15 protein-coding genes are annotated in these 16,867 nt (G+C 59.2%); 7 read left to right on the forward strand and 8 right to left on the reverse strand.

The annotated features are described in order from the left end of the window. Positions 1 to 113: 113 nt before the first annotated feature. From NUV55_RS02405 to NUV55_RS02415, 3 genes are all read right to left on the reverse strand, one after another. Positions 114 to 1,076 (reverse strand): PA2778 family cysteine peptidase, encoded by a 963-nt coding sequence (locus NUV55_RS02405; protein ID WP_296670059.1) that lies wholly within the window; start codon positions 1,074 to 1,076, stop codon positions 114 to 116. A gap of 23 nt (positions 1,077 to 1,099) precedes the next feature. Beyond that, positions 1,100 to 1,504, reverse strand: a complete 405-nt coding sequence (locus NUV55_RS02410; protein WP_296670062.1) for a PA2779 family protein — start codon at positions 1,502 to 1,504, stop codon at positions 1,100 to 1,102. Positions 1,505 to 1,781: 277 nt separating this feature from the next. Then, positions 1,782 to 2,138, reverse strand: a complete 357-nt coding sequence (locus NUV55_RS02415; RefSeq protein WP_296670064.1) for a PA2779 family protein — start codon at positions 2,136 to 2,138, stop codon at positions 1,782 to 1,784. 253 nt (positions 2,139 to 2,391) lie between these two features. Between NUV55_RS02415 and pepP the strand changes: the two genes are divergently transcribed. The 5 genes from pepP (at position 2,392) to NUV55_RS02440 (ending at position 7,887) form a co-directional block, all read left to right on the forward strand. Continuing rightward, positions 2,392 to 3,693 (forward strand): Xaa-Pro aminopeptidase, encoded by a 1,302-nt coding sequence (gene pepP, locus NUV55_RS02420; RefSeq protein WP_367280323.1) that lies wholly within the window; start codon positions 2,392 to 2,394, stop codon positions 3,691 to 3,693. A 135-nt stretch (positions 3,694 to 3,828) separates the two neighbouring features. Further along, the gene (gene ubiH, locus NUV55_RS02425; RefSeq protein ID WP_296670068.1) at positions 3,829 to 5,142 is read left to right on the forward strand and encodes a 2-octaprenyl-6-methoxyphenyl hydroxylase; all 1,314 of its coding nucleotides are present in this window, start codon (positions 3,829 to 3,831) and stop codon (positions 5,140 to 5,142) included. A 244-nt stretch (positions 5,143 to 5,386) separates the two neighbouring features. Continuing rightward, the gene (locus NUV55_RS02430; RefSeq protein ID WP_296670070.1) at positions 5,387 to 6,601 is read left to right on the forward strand and encodes a UbiH/UbiF/VisC/COQ6 family ubiquinone biosynthesis hydroxylase; all 1,215 of its coding nucleotides are present in this window, start codon (positions 5,387 to 5,389) and stop codon (positions 6,599 to 6,601) included. A gap of 359 nt (positions 6,602 to 6,960) precedes the next feature. Continuing rightward, a complete protein-coding gene (locus NUV55_RS02435; RefSeq protein ID WP_367280324.1) occupies positions 6,961 to 7,212 on the forward strand; it encodes a hypothetical protein in 252 nt (83 codons plus the stop codon). Between the two features lie 219 nt (positions 7,213 to 7,431). Continuing rightward, entirely contained in the window at positions 7,432 to 7,887 is a 456-nt protein-coding gene (locus tag NUV55_RS02440) for a PH domain-containing protein (protein WP_296670074.1), read from the forward strand. A gap of 152 nt (positions 7,888 to 8,039) precedes the next feature. Here NUV55_RS02440 and NUV55_RS02445 read toward each other — a convergent pair whose 3' ends face one another. Together NUV55_RS02445 and NUV55_RS02450 are read right to left on the reverse strand one after the other, a co-directional pair. Then, entirely contained in the window at positions 8,040 to 8,984 is a 945-nt protein-coding gene (locus NUV55_RS02445) for a PhnD/SsuA/transferrin family substrate-binding protein (RefSeq protein ID WP_296670076.1), read from the reverse strand. A 64-nt stretch (positions 8,985 to 9,048) separates the two neighbouring features. Further along, positions 9,049 to 9,990, reverse strand: a complete 942-nt coding sequence (locus NUV55_RS02450; protein ID WP_296670078.1) for a PhnD/SsuA/transferrin family substrate-binding protein — start codon at positions 9,988 to 9,990, stop codon at positions 9,049 to 9,051. 319 nt (positions 9,991 to 10,309) lie between these two features. On the opposite strand from NUV55_RS02450, the gene chrA reads away from it, so the two are divergent. Both chrA and NUV55_RS02460 read left to right on the forward strand, forming a co-directional pair. Then, positions 10,310 to 11,521 carry a chromate efflux transporter gene (chrA, locus tag NUV55_RS02455; RefSeq protein ID WP_296670079.1) on the forward strand — a complete coding sequence of 404 codons (1,212 nt, stop codon included), beginning with the start codon at positions 10,310 to 10,312 and terminating at the stop codon, positions 11,519 to 11,521. Between the two features lie 62 nt (positions 11,522 to 11,583). Continuing rightward, positions 11,584 to 12,615: a sulfotransferase gene (locus NUV55_RS02460; protein ID WP_296670081.1), complete on the forward strand. Its 1,032-nt coding sequence runs from the start codon at positions 11,584 to 11,586 to the stop codon at positions 12,613 to 12,615. Between the two features lie 140 nt (positions 12,616 to 12,755). Here NUV55_RS02460 and ntrC read toward each other — a convergent pair whose 3' ends face one another. The 3 genes from ntrC to glnA all read right to left on the reverse strand — a co-directional run bounded on the left by ntrC (position 12,756) and on the right by glnA (position 16,816). Then, positions 12,756 to 14,150, reverse strand: coding sequence for a nitrogen regulation protein NR(I) (gene ntrC / locus NUV55_RS02465; protein WP_296670083.1), 1,395 nt, complete (start codon positions 14,148 to 14,150; stop codon positions 12,756 to 12,758). After that, positions 14,143 to 15,204, reverse strand: a complete 1,062-nt coding sequence (glnL, locus tag NUV55_RS02470; protein WP_296670085.1) for a nitrogen regulation protein NR(II) — start codon at positions 15,202 to 15,204, stop codon at positions 14,143 to 14,145. The genes ntrC and glnL overlap by 8 nt, the downstream gene beginning before the upstream one ends. A gap of 202 nt (positions 15,205 to 15,406) precedes the next feature. Next, entirely contained in the window at positions 15,407 to 16,816 is a 1,410-nt protein-coding gene (gene glnA / locus NUV55_RS02475) for a glutamate--ammonia ligase (RefSeq protein WP_296670087.1), read from the reverse strand. Positions 16,817 to 16,867: the final 51 nt, after the last annotated feature.

Consider the following 16,867-nt stretch of genomic DNA (forward strand, 5'->3'; position numbering starts at 1 on the left):
CTCATGACAAAATGAATTCAAACCACGGGGAACACGGGGAAAGGCATGTAATGGTCTCTCTGTCTTCTTGTACTTTTACTCCCCGTGCTCCCCGTGGTTAATTAGTTTTCATTTCAATTTTTGTTTTCTATTTTTGTTTCTATTTGCTTCAGGGTCTCGCGGAAGGTTTCACTTTGCGGTCCGCCGAGTTCCACCGCGCGTAGCGCCGCTGCGTGCGCCTCCGGCAAGCGGTTTTGATCCGCGAGCACTTGCGCAAGATTGTTGAACGCCACGGCCGCCTGCGGATGATCCTTCGCCGCCAGCCGTAAAACCTGCTCCGCGCCGCGCAAATCATTCATGGCGTAGCGACTGTTGCCCAGACCCGTCTGCGCTGCCAGGCTTTTGGGCCAGCGAGTGAGCGCCGTGGCATACGCCAGCGCCGCTTCCGTCCAGCGCGACAGGCGTTCGAACGGCGCGACCGCCTGAACATACGGAATTTCCTCGGCCGTGAAAGGCAGTTGGAAGGGTGGCATGACCACCAGGGCCCAGTAGCCCGAGCGGCGCCAGGTGCGCTCGAACACCTTGAACGGCACTTCGTGGCGTTCTTCTTTTCCCGAGCGCAGCACGATGTTATCTCCCTCTAAATCAAATCCGACGACCACGGCGTAATGCCACTGGGGGTACCACGGCAGGCTCAGGTTTTGCAGAATCAGCACCGGATTGCCGGAGGTGACTTCGGCCAGCAGCGACTCCAGTTGCGGCTGTAGCACATACGGGATGCGACCATGACGCCGCGCGGCGCCGATCAGCTCCAGTTGCAGGCTGCCCTGGCGCTCGGGCAGATAAACCTGCGGCGCCAGCTCCGTGGGCGTGACGTTGACGCCGCTCCAGTTGAGTACTGTCGCCAGCGCCGCCGGTCCGCACTGGTATTCCTCCTGCGGAAAAAACGGCACCGCCGTCAGCTCCACCGGTTGCGGGAACACCTCGGCGGTAGCAAGTATCCGGTCCGTATGCAGTGGCGTGCAGCCGGCCGCGAGCAGGACGACAACAAGAAAAAAACCGCCCGTGAAAAACCGGGCGGTTCGGTTACGGCTCATTCAGGTAAACGCCGTGATACCGCTTAGCGCTTCGGATGTTTAACAAACGGGAAGATATTGGTGAAACCGAGGATGTCGGTGATCAGCAGCACGATGAAAAGAAATACGAGCAGTCCGAGACCGTCGCCACCGGCCGGCAGTTGATCCATCTTGGCGGCCAGGGTCTGGACTTCCTCATCCGTCAGGCTGTCGAGGCGCGCTTGCACCTGTGCCGGATCGACGCCCCGGGCCATGAGCTGGGTCTTCACGTCATCGCGGTTCAGCGAGCTGACAAGGCGCTCGCGGCTCTGTTGCGCTTGGGCGGCGTTGACCACCGCTTCGGTGCCAACCATGCCGGCGTTCGCGGCGGGCAGGTGCAGGCTGAGCACCAGCATGCCGAGGACGACCAGATGGCTCACGGGTTGGGTGAGGCGACGAAGTTTTTCCATTAGTTGGGTCTCCTGAGGCGTGGGTGAGAGGCGGTTAGCATAAATTCTTTCCGGCTGGATGTGGATAGGGCGGCAACCTGGCTAATCCCTTGGGGCTTGCCGGCCGTCGGATATCCAGCCCGTGACGGCGGTGTTCGGGCGAGGAGTATAACAAAAGAAAAGCCTGATCTATTGAATATTTACCACAGAGCACGCAGAGCTCGCAGAGAAAAAATATGAAAATTGATTGGAAAATTTCCGCGATCTCTGCGGTGAAAACTCATATTTCAGAGATTTCTTAAATAATAAGTACTATCAGCAAGATTATCAGCAGCCAGGTAACGGTGTCGGCGCCCGCGGCAGGCATTTCATCGGCATGTTTGGCAAGCGCTTGTGCCTCCACTTCAGTGAGCGCGTCCACGCGCGCCTGTATCTGCGCCGGATCGACGCCGAGCGATAACAGTTTTGCCTTCACCTCTTCGCGATTGAGGGCTTCCCGAATGCGTTCGGTTTCCTGCTGTGCCGGCGCGGTGTTGATCGCAGCCTCCGTGCCGACCATGGCGGCGTTGGCGGCGGGCATAGGCAAACTGATGGCGAGCATGCTGGCGGCCATGGCATAGCGTAGGGGGTTGGTAAAGCGTTTAAGGATTTTCATTGTCAGGGCTCCTGAAGGGGCTGGGTTGTTTTGCCGATGCGACACAGAACAGCTACATATAAAGGCACTGCCAAAGTAACATCTTCCCATAGACGGCATCTGCGCTCTGTACGCCAGCGTACATGCGGCAAAAACATGACCGGCGAGGGTTGTGACCGATGGGTTGCCCGGCCAACAAACACGACCACCTGGTAAAAGTCGCTGATTCCCGGATTTACGCCCAAATCGGTGTGCTTTTGGCATAATGCTGCTTATGGACATGAAAGTTTTCCAGAAACGCCGCGAAACGCTGATGAGCCACATGGGCGGCGGCGTGGCCATTCTGCCGACGGCGCCGGTGCGCGTGCGCAATCGCGACGTGCATTATCCATATCGTGCCGACAGCGATTTTTATTACCTTACCCACTTTCCCGAACCCGACTCGGTGCTGGTGCTGGTGCCGGGACGCCCTCATGGTGAGTTCATATTGTTCTGCCGTGAGCGCAATCCGGAGAAGGAAATCTGGGAGGGCCGGCGCGCGGGACTGGAAGGCGCCCACGAAATTTACGGTGCTGACGACGCCTTTCCCATCGACGATATTGACGACATCCTGCCGGGCCTGCTCGAGAACCGAGACAAGGTTTTTTACAGCATGGGACGCTATCCGGATTTCGATGCGCACCTGATGAACTGGGTCAACGAGGTGCGCGGCAAGACACGCAACGGGGTGCACGCCCCGGGTGAGTTCGTCGCCCTCGATCACATCCTGCACGAGATGCGCCTGTTCAAGGGGCCGGAGGAAATCCGCCTGATGAAGCGCGCCGCCAAGATATCGGCGCAGGCGCACCGGCGCGCCATGCAGGCCTGCCGGCCCGGCATGATGGAGTATGAAATCGAGGCCGAACTGCTGCACGAGTTCCGCAAAGGCGGCAGTCCTTCACCGGCCTACCCGTCGATTGTCGGTGGCGGCGCCAATGGCTGCATCCTGCATTACACCGAGAACAACGCCGAGCTGAAATCCGGCGACTTGTTGCTGATCGACGCCGGCGCCGAGATCGACGGTTACGCCGCCGACGTCACACGTACCTTTCCGGTCAGCGGCCGCTACAGCGGCGAGCAGCGCGCGGTGTACGAGCTGGTACTGGCGGCGCAAAAAGCGGCGATCGAACAGGTCAGGCCCGGCAAGCACTGGAACGATCCGCACGAGAACGCGGTGCGCGTGCTGACGCAGGGGCTCAAGGATCTCGGACTGCTCAATGGCACCGTGGACGGTCATATCGAAAGCGGCGACTACAAGCGCTTCTACATGCACCGTACCGGCCACTGGCTTGGCATGGACGTGCACGACGTCGGCGACTACAAACTGGACGACACCTGGCGCCTGCTCGAACCCGGCATGGTGCTCACCGTCGAGCCCGGCCTCTACATCGCCGAGGCCAAGGACATCCCGGCCGGTTTCCGCAACATCGGTATTCGCATCGAAGACGACGTGCTGGTCACGCGCGAGGGCAACGAGGTGTTGTCACGCGACGCGCCCAAGAACGTTGATGAGATCGAAGCGCTGATGAAGCGGTAAGAATTTTTACCGCCAAGACGCCAAGAGCGCCAAGTAAAACAGTATTTATAAATGTTTTATTAAGAAGCCCGATCTTCCAAGCTCTCTTTTGATTTTCTTGGCGTCCTTGGCGTCTTGGCGGTTCACAAGATTATTATGAAAACAGATTTCGACATCCTCATCATCGGCGGAGGGCTGGTTGGCGCCAGCCTTGCCGTGGCCTTGCGCGAGAGCCCGCTGCGCATTGGCGTGATCGAGGCGGTCCCGCTCGCCGCTTCCAGCCAACCCAGTTATGACGATCGCACGCTGGCGCTGGCCTATGGCTCGAAGCAGATATTCGACAGCATCGGCTGCTGGCGTGACATCGCGCCGGAGGCCACGCCCATCGACCGCATTCACATCTCCGACCGTGGCCATTTCGGCGTGACGCGCCTGTCGGCTGTCGAGTCCGGAATGCCGGCGCTGGGTTATGTCGTGGCCAACCGTGCGCTCGGGGCTGTCCTGCTGAAGGCCATGCAGGCGTCGAAAAACATCGAGTGGCTGTGCCCGGCGGAAATGCGCGAGATAAGTATTGAAGGTGAGTTAGCCACTGTCGTCATTGAAGGGGTTCCTTCCCCCTTGACGGGGGAAGGACAGGATGGGGGTGGGAAGAATAGAGCACATGCTTCATTACACCCCCACCCTAACCCTCCCCCGTCGAGGGGGAGGGAAAAAACGCTCAGAGCGCGTCTGGTCATCGCCGCGGACGGCGCGCATTCTGCGGTGCGCGCGGCTCTGGGCATCGAGGCCGAACGCACCGAGTATTGCCAGAGTGCCATTGTGAGCACGGTCACGGCCGGTGAACCTCACGGCAATACGGCTTATGAGCGTTTCACCGACACCGGCCCGCTGGCCTTGCTGCCGTTGACGGATAATCGCTGTGCCGTGGTATGGAGCGCCAATGCCGAAGAAGTGCCGGCCATTACCGGCTGGAGCGATACTGAATTTCTCGCTCAGTTGCAGGACCGTTTCGGCGACCGGCTCGGGGTTTTCACGCGCCTCGGCAAGCGCACGGCCTATCCGCTCATGCTCACGCGCGTCAAAGAGCAGGTGCGCGAACGTCTCGCGCTCATCGGCAACGCCGCCCACACGGTGCACCCGGTGGCCGGCCAGGGTTTCAATCTTGGCCTGCGCGACGTGGCGGTCATGGCGGAAATTCTCACGGACACCTTGCGCCGTGGCGAGGATATCGGCGGCCTTACGGCGCTGCGGCGCTATGCTGACTGGCGCGTGCGCGACAACCGCGTGACGGCAGGCTTCACCAACGGACTCATCCGGATTTTTTCCAACAATGCCTTCCCGCTCACGTTCGTGCGCAACGCCGGGCTGATCGCCGTGGATCTGTTGCCGGGCGTCAAGCGCCGTTTTGTGCGCGTCACCAGCGGCCTGGCCGGCCGGCTCCCGCGCCTCGCGCGCGGCCTCCCCCTGTAAGATTATTGAAACCGCAGATGCACGCAGATAAACGCAGATTGGAACACCATGGTTTTATGATTTTGTCTTTAAAGTAGGAGGTATATAAATGAACTTTGAGGAACGTCAGACCATAGCCTTAGAAATAATTGCGAAGTATGTACCGTGGATCGCGTTCTCGTTGATGATCATGGTGAGTATCATGGTAGGTAGATTTTTTTCATGAAATCACTTATCCGTTTTCATCTATGGTTCCGTAGTTAATATGAAATCTTCATACGACATCGTGATCGTTGGTGGCGGCATGGTCGGCGCGGCGCTCGCCTGCGCCTTGGGAAATTCATCACTCAAGGTAGCGCTGCTCGACCGCACGCCCGCGCCACCGTCAACGGACAAGGAATACGACCTGCGCGTCAGCGCTATCACATGGGCTTCGCGCGCCCTGTTCGAGAACCTCGGCGTTTGGGAAGGCATGGAACGGCGGCGCGCCGCGCCGGTGCGGGAGATGCAAGTGTGGAGCGGTGAAGGCAGCGGTTCGATTCACTTCAATGCTGCCGAGATCGGCGAAGCGGCGCTGTCCTGGATCATCGAGAACAATGTAATCCAGTCGGCCCTGATCGAACGCCTGCACCAGTTCACCAACGTCCATTACCTTTGCCCGGTCGAGATCGCCGACATCACGCTCGCGGATAACGGCGCCGTTGTCACGCTCAAGGACGGCCGCAGCCTGAATGCGAAACTGCTGGTGGGCGCCGACGGTGCCGATTCGGTGGTACGGCACGCAGCCGCTATCGAAACCCAATCGCTTAATCTGCACCAGAAAGGCATCGTCGCCACGGTCACGACCGAAAAACCGCACGAAGCCACGGCGCGCCAGCGCTTTCTTGCCACCGGGCCGCTGGCCTTCCTGCCGCTTGGCGAAGCGCACACCTGTTCCATTGTCTGGTCGGCCGACACGGCGCGGGCTGATCATCTGACTGCGCTCGATGATGTGGCTTTTATTGCGGAATTGCAGAAATCTTTCGGCGATTCCCTGGGGTTGATTCAGAAGATCAGCCCACGCGCCGCTTTCCCCTTGGCGCTGTCCCATGCCAAGGCCTACACCGCGCCGCACTTGGCCCTGGTCGGCGATGCCGCGCACACGGTGCATCCGCTCGCTGGGCAGGGCGTGAACCTGGGTTTCCTGGATGCCGCCACGCTGGCTGAAGTCCTGCTCGATGCCGCCGCGAAGCAGAAGGACATCGGCGCGCATGAAGTGCTGCGGCGCTACGAGCGCTGGCGCAAGGGCGATAACCTCGCGATGGTTTCCATCACGGGCGGGTTCAAATATCTTTTTGGCAATGAGCTGCCGGTCGTCAGCCAGTTGCGGAATTGGGGGTTGGATCTCACCAATGCCGCGACGCCGATCAAGAATTTAATTATGAGAAGGGCTAGTGGGCTGGAAGGGGATTTACCGAAATTGACGCGCCGAGCGCTGTGACTCTTTTTTATCCCCTCTCTCCCCTTGCGGGGGGGGGTGAGGCGGAGTTGTCGTGAACACACTTAACGTGTGTTCACGCCGCCGAACGGGTGCAAGTGGTTTTCTTGCACCCCGGCGGGAACGAGGGAGAGGGGGAATATTATTTTTTGTCGAGTGGGCTTCGCCTGCGTTAGTGGTTCACTCAACTAGCCTTGCAGGGTTTGTCGGATCGGTTAATACTGCATCGCCATACCGAGTTATGACCTAAGCGTCTGACGGCAAGGACTTAATGCAACCCATCTCCGTCAAGTTAGACGTCACGGGGCCAGGTTATACGTCAGAAAGTGACGTCTAAATTACGTTAGGCAGCGGAGAAGAAGATGATCATGTCGGGAACTGAGCTGCTTGATTTACTCCAATGGCCGGCCATGCTCGCGACGCTCATCGCTGCATGGCTCGTCGGATCCTCATCGAAGCCGAAGCGCAATTCCGGCTTTTGGTGGTTTATAGCAAGCAACGTGCTGTGGGCTATTTGGGGATGGCATGCTCATGCCTATGCACTCATCGTTCTTCAGGCGGGACTCTTCGCTCTCAACATTCGCGGAGCCAAGAAGAGTGAACCTGCTGCCTAACCCGGCGCTGCAGCCGACGGGACACGCCTTCGGCGCGCCCGCGGCTGAGCTTGGTCGTTCGCCAGACATGAGAAATTAACCCGCCCGCGGTGCGGGGAACCGCAAGTAAATACGCCACCGTAGGCGGCTCGACTAAATGAAAAAGCGATGAAAGACTACAAATACCTCGCTTCCCGTGATAATCAACAACCCCAGGGGAAATCCCGGGAGAAGGAAACCATGAACTATATCGCGCGTCCGGCGTGGCTGAACCAGTGGTGGCAGATCGGCGTCATGTTCCTGATGCCGGTTGTGTTCGTTCTGGCCTATCTCAAGGGCCATCAGTATTTCTCGCCCGAGAACCTGCGGGTGGTTTACGTGGTGATCGTGGCGGTGTTCGTCTATCTGATCGCCGTCGTGGTTTACCGGCGCTATTCCTGGGCCTACTCCATCAATGGCGAGACCATCGAAAGCCGCGAGGGGCTGATCGCGCGCAAGGTGAAATCCATTCGCATCCGGGACCTGCGCAATATCAACGTGAACCAGACGCTGTTCCAGCGGATCGTGAGCGTGGGCGATGTGGAGTTTTCCAGTGCCGGGGGCAGCGGGATTGAAGTGACCTTCCGCGGCGTGGACGACCCTCTGGAGGTCAAGGCGCAAGCCCAGCGCATGCAGGGCAAGACTTCGGGCGATTGATCAATCCGGCGTGATCAATGATCGCGCCGTGCCAGCCGCCGGATCCCGTGGCGCAGCTCTTTCGGAGACGGTGGCAGAGCGCCCAAAGAAACTTCGCTCATTGCGGCTACTGCGCCCATTGCCGAAGGAGCGTTCGCCTCGGGCACTGGGCGCTAGCGCGAGTAACCCCAGCTGTCTTTCAGATACGCATCGAGCCCGGCGAACTCTTCCTTGCTGGCATACGCCAATCCCTTTTCGCCGCCGTAGGCCGAGACCAGTCGGGAAACCGCCGGCGAACCCTCTTGGGACATCAACGCCGCGGCGATCAGCGCCTGATCCTGGGTGGTGATGCGCGGACCAGCCGAGAACGCCTGGTTCGGCAGTGTCTTGGTCGTGTACACGACACGCACGACGTTTTCGTGGTTGGAAAATTTCTTCAGGCTCGCCATGGGCACGATGGCGGCCGTGCATTTTTTCTCGAATGCCACCGCCTCATACGCCTTGTTCCAGCCAATGCTGTTGATGATCAGCGGTTGGCGCGCCGGATTGTCGAACTGCTCAAGAACGCTGAGTGTGCCCAGGTTGGGCGGGTCCATGCCGCACACCTTCTGCCCGGCGAGCTGCTTGAGTTCCGTGATGCGTTTTTCGTCCTTGCGTACCACGACGACGAAGGCGTGCTCGCCCGCCACTTTCACCAGCGCGCTGTGGCGCAGATGCGAAATGCGCCAGCTGTTGAAGTGCGGTCCGTCAAACACCAGGTCGTAACTGCCGCGCTGCATCTCGGTTTGGTAGGTGAGCCAGTCTTTCGGATAGCGATAGACAATCGTCTTGTTGGTTATGCGCGAGAGATACTCGGCGATCGGCTGATAGGTGCGCAGCGCGTCTTCCTCGGTTTCGCGCGGCGGGGCGCTGAACACCAGCACATTGTCGGCGCCGGCCGGCAGGCCGCGTGCGACGCCCTCGAGTGACGGGCGACTGGTAGTGGATTCCGGTGGCGCGAAGGAGGTCTTGCGCGCACCGGGGGCCTGCTCCGCGGCACTGACGCCCGCGGCAAACAACAACGCGCCCAGCGAAACCGCGCTGGTGGTGTTTATAATTTTTTTGCTGAATCCGGACACGAGACCTCCTTGTTAAACGAGTAGTTAAATCCTGAACGGGTTTACCGGCAGTGCGCGGCGCGCCTCAGTAGTAACCCCATTCGTTGCGAAGAAATTCCGCCAGACCTTGATATTCCTGATTGTTGGCGAGGGCAAAGCTTTCACCGACTTTGTAGGCGGTGCGAAGTTTTTCCGTCGGAACGGCGGCGTCCGGCGAGGCCAGCGCCTGCGCTATCCGCGTTTGGTCTTCCAGTGACACACGCGGTCCGGCGGAGAATGCCTGGTTCGGCATGGCCTGGGTCTTGAAGACGACGCGGGTCAAGCCGGTCTTGTCGTATTTCTTCAGGTTGAGCGCCGGCAGCACGCCGCCCACGCACTTGCCGCTGACGACACCCTCGTATATTTGCTCCCAGCCCTTGGTATTGATGATCACCGGCTGGCGTGAGGGGTTGTCAAACTGGCTGAGCAGTACCAGCGTCCCGAGATTCGGTGGCGCGTGGGTGCAGAAGGTACGGCCCGCCAGCTGCTGAACGTTCTGGAACGATGTCTTGTCTTTTCTGACGATGACGGTGAATTCATGACGCTCGGGAATTTTCACCAGAATGTTGTGGCTCTGCTTTTCCATGCGGTAGCTGTTGAAATGCGGTCCATCAAAGATGATGTCGTAGCCACCCTTGAGCATCTCCGTGCGGTACACGCCCCACGTTCCCGGATTCTTGTAGCGGACCTTCTTGCCGATGGCCTGGCTGAGGTAAGCGGCCACCGGCTGATACATTTCCGTGCTGGCTTCCGCCGATTCGCGCGGCGGAGCGGTGAAGATCAGGGCATCCTGTTCTTCGATAATACGTTCCGGCAGGGTCTGTTTGGCTGGCGCGGGCGCCGATTGGGTGAAGACGACTTTCTTGATGGCGGCGGCGATGGCTTGCATCGGCGCCATTTTCTCGCCGGACGAATCCGCCGCCAGTGACGGCGCAAAGGCGAGGGAAAACACAACCAGTGAAACTACCACGGTGGACTTGATGTTCATCACAACTCTCCTTGTTGCACCCGCTTCCCCAACCGCTGATGCTTTTCAACTGCGTGACAATTCACGACAGTGAATGCGATCTATATAGGAAGGAGAGCCTAGCGCGGGTTTGCTCCAAATCCAGTGACCATTTTTGGCATATCCTCCAGACCGACAAGCGGCCGTTTTAATTTCGCCAGCGGTCATGCAACCGGTCAGAACGCCGCTTTAATTAATCCTTGTCGTATCAGGAATACCGTGCGTCAAATCCCGAGGGATAATTAAATATATTCGGGTTCCGCGTGCAGGGTTTTCGGGTTGGTTGGCAACAGGGAAGGTAATGAAAGCTACGCATCGTCATTCTGATTCTGTTTCCCCGGAACTTTCCCTGTCCTCCATTTTCTGGCTTTTTTTCCGCATCGCCTGCACCAGCTTCGGCGGCTTCATGGCCATGATCTCGGTGGTCGAGAACGTGGTGGTGGAACGCAAAAAACTGCTCTCGCACCAGACCATGCTCGACGGCATCTCGCTGGCCTCGATGCTTCCCGGACCGGTCGCGGTCAATGTTTGCACTTACGTGGGTTACCGACTGCGCGGACGTGCCGGTGCACTGGTGGCCGCGACGGCCGCGATCCTGCCGGCCTTCGTGCTGGTGGTGGTGTTGTCGGCCGCCTATTTCCGCTGGGGCCAAATCCCGGTGGTAAGCAAACTATTCATGGGCTTCATTCCGGCGGTGGCGGCGGTGATTGTGGCCGCGGCGTGGAACATGAGCCGGAAATCATTAATCGGTCTGCGTGAAGAGGCGATCGCCATTGTCGCCTTCGTGGCGCTGCTCGGCATTGGCGGTTTCTACAGCACACTGGGAATCATTATTGGCGGCGGCATCATTGGCTGGCTGCTGTTCCGGACCGACCGGGAATCGCCCTCACAACCAGACAAGAAACGAAATACGTCCGGTGGAACACAATTCAACGCCAATGCCCTGCTGCTGAGCTCCATGCCGATGGTTCAGATTCCGTGGTGGAGCGTCGACCCCGCCATCCTGATGAAGCTGTTCAGTGTGTTCGCCGGCATGAGCTTGATGCTCTTCGGCGGCGGCTACGTGTTCATCCCGCTGATCCAGGAAATTGTCGTGACCAAGCAGCAATGGGTGACAACGCAGGAATTCATTGACGGCATCGCGCTGGGACAGATCACCCCCGGCCCGATACTCGTGAGCGCGGCGTTCATCGGGCTCAAGGTCGCGGGGCTGGCTGGAGCGGTGGTCGCCACCGTGGCCATCTTCGCCCCCCCGGCGCTGCTGATGGTCGCGGCCTCCGGCGTTTTTGACCGTCTGCAGCGTTCCAGCGCCATTCAGGCGGCCTTGCGTGGCGTGCGCCCGGCGGTGATCGGCATGATCTTCGCCGCTGCCGTGGTAGTGGGGCGGACCGCGGCGCCGGTATGGTATTCGATCGCCATTTTTGCGATCGCGTTATACGCGCTGATTCGTTTTCGCGTGGAGGCGGTGTGGGTTATCCCGGCCGCCGGTCTCGCGGGATGGTGGCTGTATTGAGATGTGGCGCATCGCGGGTGCGATGTCTTTAAACAGGAAGTGTGGTTACAGGAGTGATTGCCATGAATATCTTTATGATCGGAACCCAGCGCTCAGGATCGAATCTTTTGCGCCTGATGCTGAACGAGCTGCCCCGCATCGCCGCACCGCACCCGCCGCATATCCTGCAACGCATGATGCCGCTGGCACAGAACTACGGCGATCTCGACAGGCGCGAGAACTTCGCGCAGCTGGTGGATGACGTCTGTCGTCTGGTCGAGCTCAATCCGGTACCGTGGGAAGGCGTGACGCTCAAGCGGCTCGACATCCAGTTGCGCTGCCGCCGACACACGCTCATGGCGGTGTGCGAGGCGGTCTACGACGTGATGGCTGAGGCCTGGGAGGCGCGCAGCTGGTGCTGCAAAAGCCTCGCCAACATCCAGTACCTGCCGCAGATCGAGGAACACTTCCGCAGCCCGCGCTACATATATCTTTATCGTGACGGACGTGACGTGGCCTGTTCGTTCCGCAAGGCCGTGGTGGGCGAGAAGCACTTCTACCACATCGCCAGGGAATGGGCCGCGGCCCAGCAGCTGGCGCTCGAAATGCGCGAACGCATCGGGCCCAGCCGTTTCATCAGCATCAGTTACGAGTCGCTGACGAGCGCGCCGGAGCTCACCATGCGTTTGTTGTGCAAGTTTCTGGGCGTGCGCTTCAGCCCGTCGATGCTGGAGTTCTACAAATCTGACGAGGCCAAGCGTGCGGCCGAATCAAGCCAATTGTGGGGTAACGTGGCCAAGCCGATCATGGCCAATAACACCCGCAAGTTCCTCAGTGAGGCCAGCGAATCGGACATCCGCATCTTCGAGTCGGTGGCGGGCGATGTGTTGCATGCCCTTGGATACCAGACCCTGTACGTTCCCCGGGGCGCGAAGAGGGACTTCAGCCAACAGGAGATCCTGCTTTTCAATGCGGAGAATCTCTGGCTCAAGGAAGAGGTGTTGCGGCGCACCAGCGCGGAAGACCTCAAGCGCCGTGATTGCCAGTCGGGCCTGATTCAGGAAATCCGCGACCGCGGCCAGATGTCACCGCCGTCGATGCGCGCCATCGCCTGACATTGATAAATAATAATAAAACTTGGAACCACGGGGAGCACGGGGATGGCTAGAAAGTCCAAAGAATCAGGATTAATCTATTTATTTTCCCCCGTGTTCCCCGTGGTTTAGGGTTTTTGTTTTTTTTTTGGTGGGACTCTCTAAGTCAGGTCGAGGTCCTTAAGCTTGCGCGTGAGGGTGTTGCGCCCCCAGCCGAGTTTGCGGGCCGCGTCCTGCTTGCGGCCGCCGGCGTGCTTGAGCGCGGCTTCGATCAGGATACGCTCGAAGCTGTCGTTAATCCCTTTGAAGATCTCATCCTCACCGCGTGCCAGACTTTGTTCGACGGTGTTCTTTAGCTGACCTTCCCAGTCCGCGCTGTTAATTTTCCCGGCGTCGGCTGCCAGCAGCTCCGGCGGCAGATCCTCGACGCGCACCGTCTGTCCGGGGGCCATGACGGTCAGCCAGCGGCAGGTGTTTTCCAGTTGCCGCACGTTGCCCGGCCAGGGGAGACGACTGAGATATTCCTCTGCCGGCGGGGCCAGATGTTTGGTTTCCACGCCGAGTTCGATGGCAGATTTCTTCATAAAATAACTGGCCAGCGCCGGGATGTCCTCGCGCCGTTCGCGCAGCGGTGGCAGATGAATGCGAATCACGTTCAGGCGATGGAACAGGTCTTCGCGGAATTGCCCGTCCTTCACGCGACTTTCCAGGTTCTGGTTGGTGGCGGCGATAATGCGCACATTGGTTTCCACCTGCTCGTGCCCACCGACGCGATAGAATTTGCCGTCCTGCAGCACGCGTAACAGGCGTGTTTGCAGCGCTGGCGGCATGTCGCCGATTTCATCAAGGAATAACGTGCCCCCATTGGCCTGCTCGAAACGCCCCATGCGCTGATGCGTGGCGCCGGTAAAGGAGCCCTTTTCGTGGCCGAACAGTTCGGATTCGAGCAGCTCGCCCGGGATCGCGGCGATGTTGATGGCGATGAAGGGCTTGTCGGCACGCGGGCTGTGATTGTGCAGAGCGCTGGCCACCAGCTCCTTGCCGGTACCGGATTCGCCGTTGATGAGCACGCTCAGGTGTGACCCCGACAGGCGCCCGATGGCGCGGAACACTTCCTGCATTGAGGCGGCCGAGCCGATGATTTCCGGTGCCTGGTCGTTGCCCGGTGCTTCCACCTTTTGCCGCCGCCGGTGTTCGATGGCGCGCCGTGTCAGGCGCACCGCCTCGTCCACGTCGAAGGGCTTCGGCAGATACTCAAATGCGCCGCCGCGATAGGAGGCGACGGCGCTTTCCAGGTCGGTGTGGGCGGTAATGATGATCACCGGAATCTCTGGCGCCTTGGCGTGAATGGTCTTGAGCAATTCAAGCCCACTGATACCGGGCATGCGGATATCCGAAATCACCACATCCGGCCGCTGACGATCGAGCAAGTCGGCAATGTCATTGGCGGATTCGAAAGTCTTCACGGTGATGTCCGCCTGGGTCAGGGCCTTTTCCAGCACCCAGCGAATGGAGCGGTCGTCGTCAATGACCCAGACAATATCCGGTCTAGCCATGCCCGTTCTCCAGTGGCAGGTAAATGCTGAACACGGTGTGTCCCGGACGACTCTGGCACTCAATTAGCCCGCCGTGTTTGGCGATGATGTCCTGCGCGATGGACAGGCCCAGACCGGTACCGCCGGGCTTGGCCGTGACCATCGGATAGAAAATATGCTCCCGGATTTCCTCGGGGATGCCGGGTCCGTTGTCCTCGATGTCGGCGCGCAGCACCAGGCGGTGGCGCTTTTGTCCGATGGTAAAGCTGCGCTCGATGTTTGTCCGCAGGCGGATTATTCCCTGGTGTTGAATCGCCTCGGACGAATTGCGCACGATGTTGAGGATTGCCTGAATGAGCTGTTCGGGCTCGCCGTCGAATTCCGGCAGGCTCGGATCATAATCGCGCTCAAGTGTGAGCCCGACCGGCACCTCCACCAGCATCAGCTTGCGCACATGCTCCAGGATTTCGTGGATATTGACTGGCCGCTTTTTCAGCGGCTGATGTGGGCCCATCATGCGGTCCACGAGATTACGCAGGCGATCGGCCTCGTGGATAATGATGCGGGTGTATTCCCGAAGCGATTTGTCCGGCAGCTCGCGTTCCAGCAGTTGCGCCGCGCCGCGCAAACCCCCGAGCGGGTTTTTGATTTCGTGTGCCAGCCCGCGCATCACCGCGCGGTTGGCCGCCTGACGCTCCAGCGTATTTTCATCGCGTGCCAGACGCAGTAACCGGTCCACCTGCGTGAGTTCCACCAGCAACGCCCCTTCTGTCCCGGCGTCGGTCAGCGGCGTTACCGTGCAATCCACGGTGATGGTTCGGGCGCCCGGCAGTTTCAGCACGACGCCACGGGCGGTGAAGGGGTGCTGGCTCTCAAGCGTTTGCAGGAGCGTCTTGGCCGCCATTCGCGCATGCGGCAGCAGATCGGTCAGCGACTGACCGATGGCTTTCTTGGCGCTGATCTCGAACAACATTTCGCCTGCAGGATTGATGCTGGACAGACGCAGATGAGCGTCGAAGGTCAGCACGGCTGTCGTCAGGTTTTCGAGAATCTGCGGGAGAGATCCAGTGCGCATGGGCCACCTGTCAGGAGCTATCTGGGCTGAGGCAACTTGTTTCACAACTCTAAAAATCCTTAAGAATAAATGACTTATAAAATTCTTGGATTCAGAATCTATCATGCACCATTTTGGTGCATGGGGATATATCCATACCGGCTCCCAAAAACAATCGCCCCCTGAGCGGGGGCGATTGAGGTTACGGTAAAGACATGCGCCCCTAGACGCTGTAGTACATGTCGAACTCGATCGGATGCGTGGTCATGCGCATGCGCGTGACTTCCTGCATCTTGAGACTGATGTAGGAGTCGATGACATCGTCGGTGAACACGCCGCCGGCCTTGAGGAAGGCGCGATCCTTGTCGAGCGCTTCGAGCGCCTGATCGAGCGCATGGCACACGGTCGGGATCTTCTTGGCCTCTTCCGCCGGCAAGTCGTACAGGTCCTTGTCCATGGCTTCGCCGGGATGGGTTTTATTCATGATGCCATCCAGACCCGCCATCATCATGGCGGTAAACGCGAGGTAGGGGTTGCTGCCGGCATCCGGGAAACGTACCTCGATGCGCCGGCCTTTCGGGTTCGGCACATACGGGATGCGAATCGAGGCTGAACGGTTGCGCGCCGAATACGCCAGCATCACCGGCGCTTCAAAACCCGGCACCAGGCGCTTATAGGAGTTGGTTAGCGAATTGGTAATGGCATTGAGCGCGCGCGCATGCTTGATAATGCCGCCGATGTAGTACAACGCTGTCTGCGACAGCCCACCGTACTCGTTGCCGCTGAACAGGTTCTTGCCGTCTTTGGCAAGTGACTGGTGCACGTGCATACCGGAGCCGTTATCACCGACGAGGGGCTTGGGCATGAAGGTGGAGGTCTTGCCGTAGCTGTGCGCTACGTTATGCACGCAGTATTTGTAGATTTGCAGCTCGTCGGCCTTTTTCACCAGGGTGCCAAACAGCATGCCGATCTCGTTCTGGCCGGCGGTCGCCACTTCGTGGTGATGGGTTTCAATCTTGAGTCCCATCTCTTCCATGGCGAGACACATGGCCGAGCGAATATCCTGCTGCGAGTCCACCGGCGGTACTGGAAAGTAACCGCCCTTGACGGTCGGACGATGGCCGAGGTTGCCGCCTTCGTATACCTTCTCGGTGTTCCAGGAGGCTTCTTCGGAATCGATCTTGACGAACGAGCCGCTGATATCAGCGCCCCAACGGACGTCGTCGAAAATGAAGAATTCGGCTTCGGGGCCAAAGAAGGCGGTGTCGGCGATGCCGGTACTCTTCAGATAGGCCTCGGCGCGTTTGGCGAGCGAACGCGGGCAGCGTTCATAACCTTGCATGGTGCTGGGCTCGACCACGTCGCAACGCAGGAGGAGAGTCGGCTCCTCCATGAACGGGTCCATGACCGCGGTGGCGGCTTCCGGCATCAGAATCATGTCGGATTCCTGGATGCCCTTCCAACCGGAGATCGAGGAGCCATCGAACATCTTGCCGTGCTCAAAGAGCTCGGCGTCCACGGTGCTGGCCGGCACCGAGACATGCTGTTCCTTGCCTTTGGTGTCGGTAAAACGAAAGTCGACGAACTTGATCTTCTTGTCTTTGATCATTTTGATTACATCGGCGCCGGACATCGGAATCCTCCTGGGAAATTAATGTAAGTGTGCAACGTGCACAGCGGTAAA

It is taken from the genome of Sulfuricaulis sp. (assembly GCF_024653915.1).
Lineage (GTDB): Bacteria > Pseudomonadota > Gammaproteobacteria > Acidiferrobacterales > Sulfurifustaceae > Sulfuricaulis.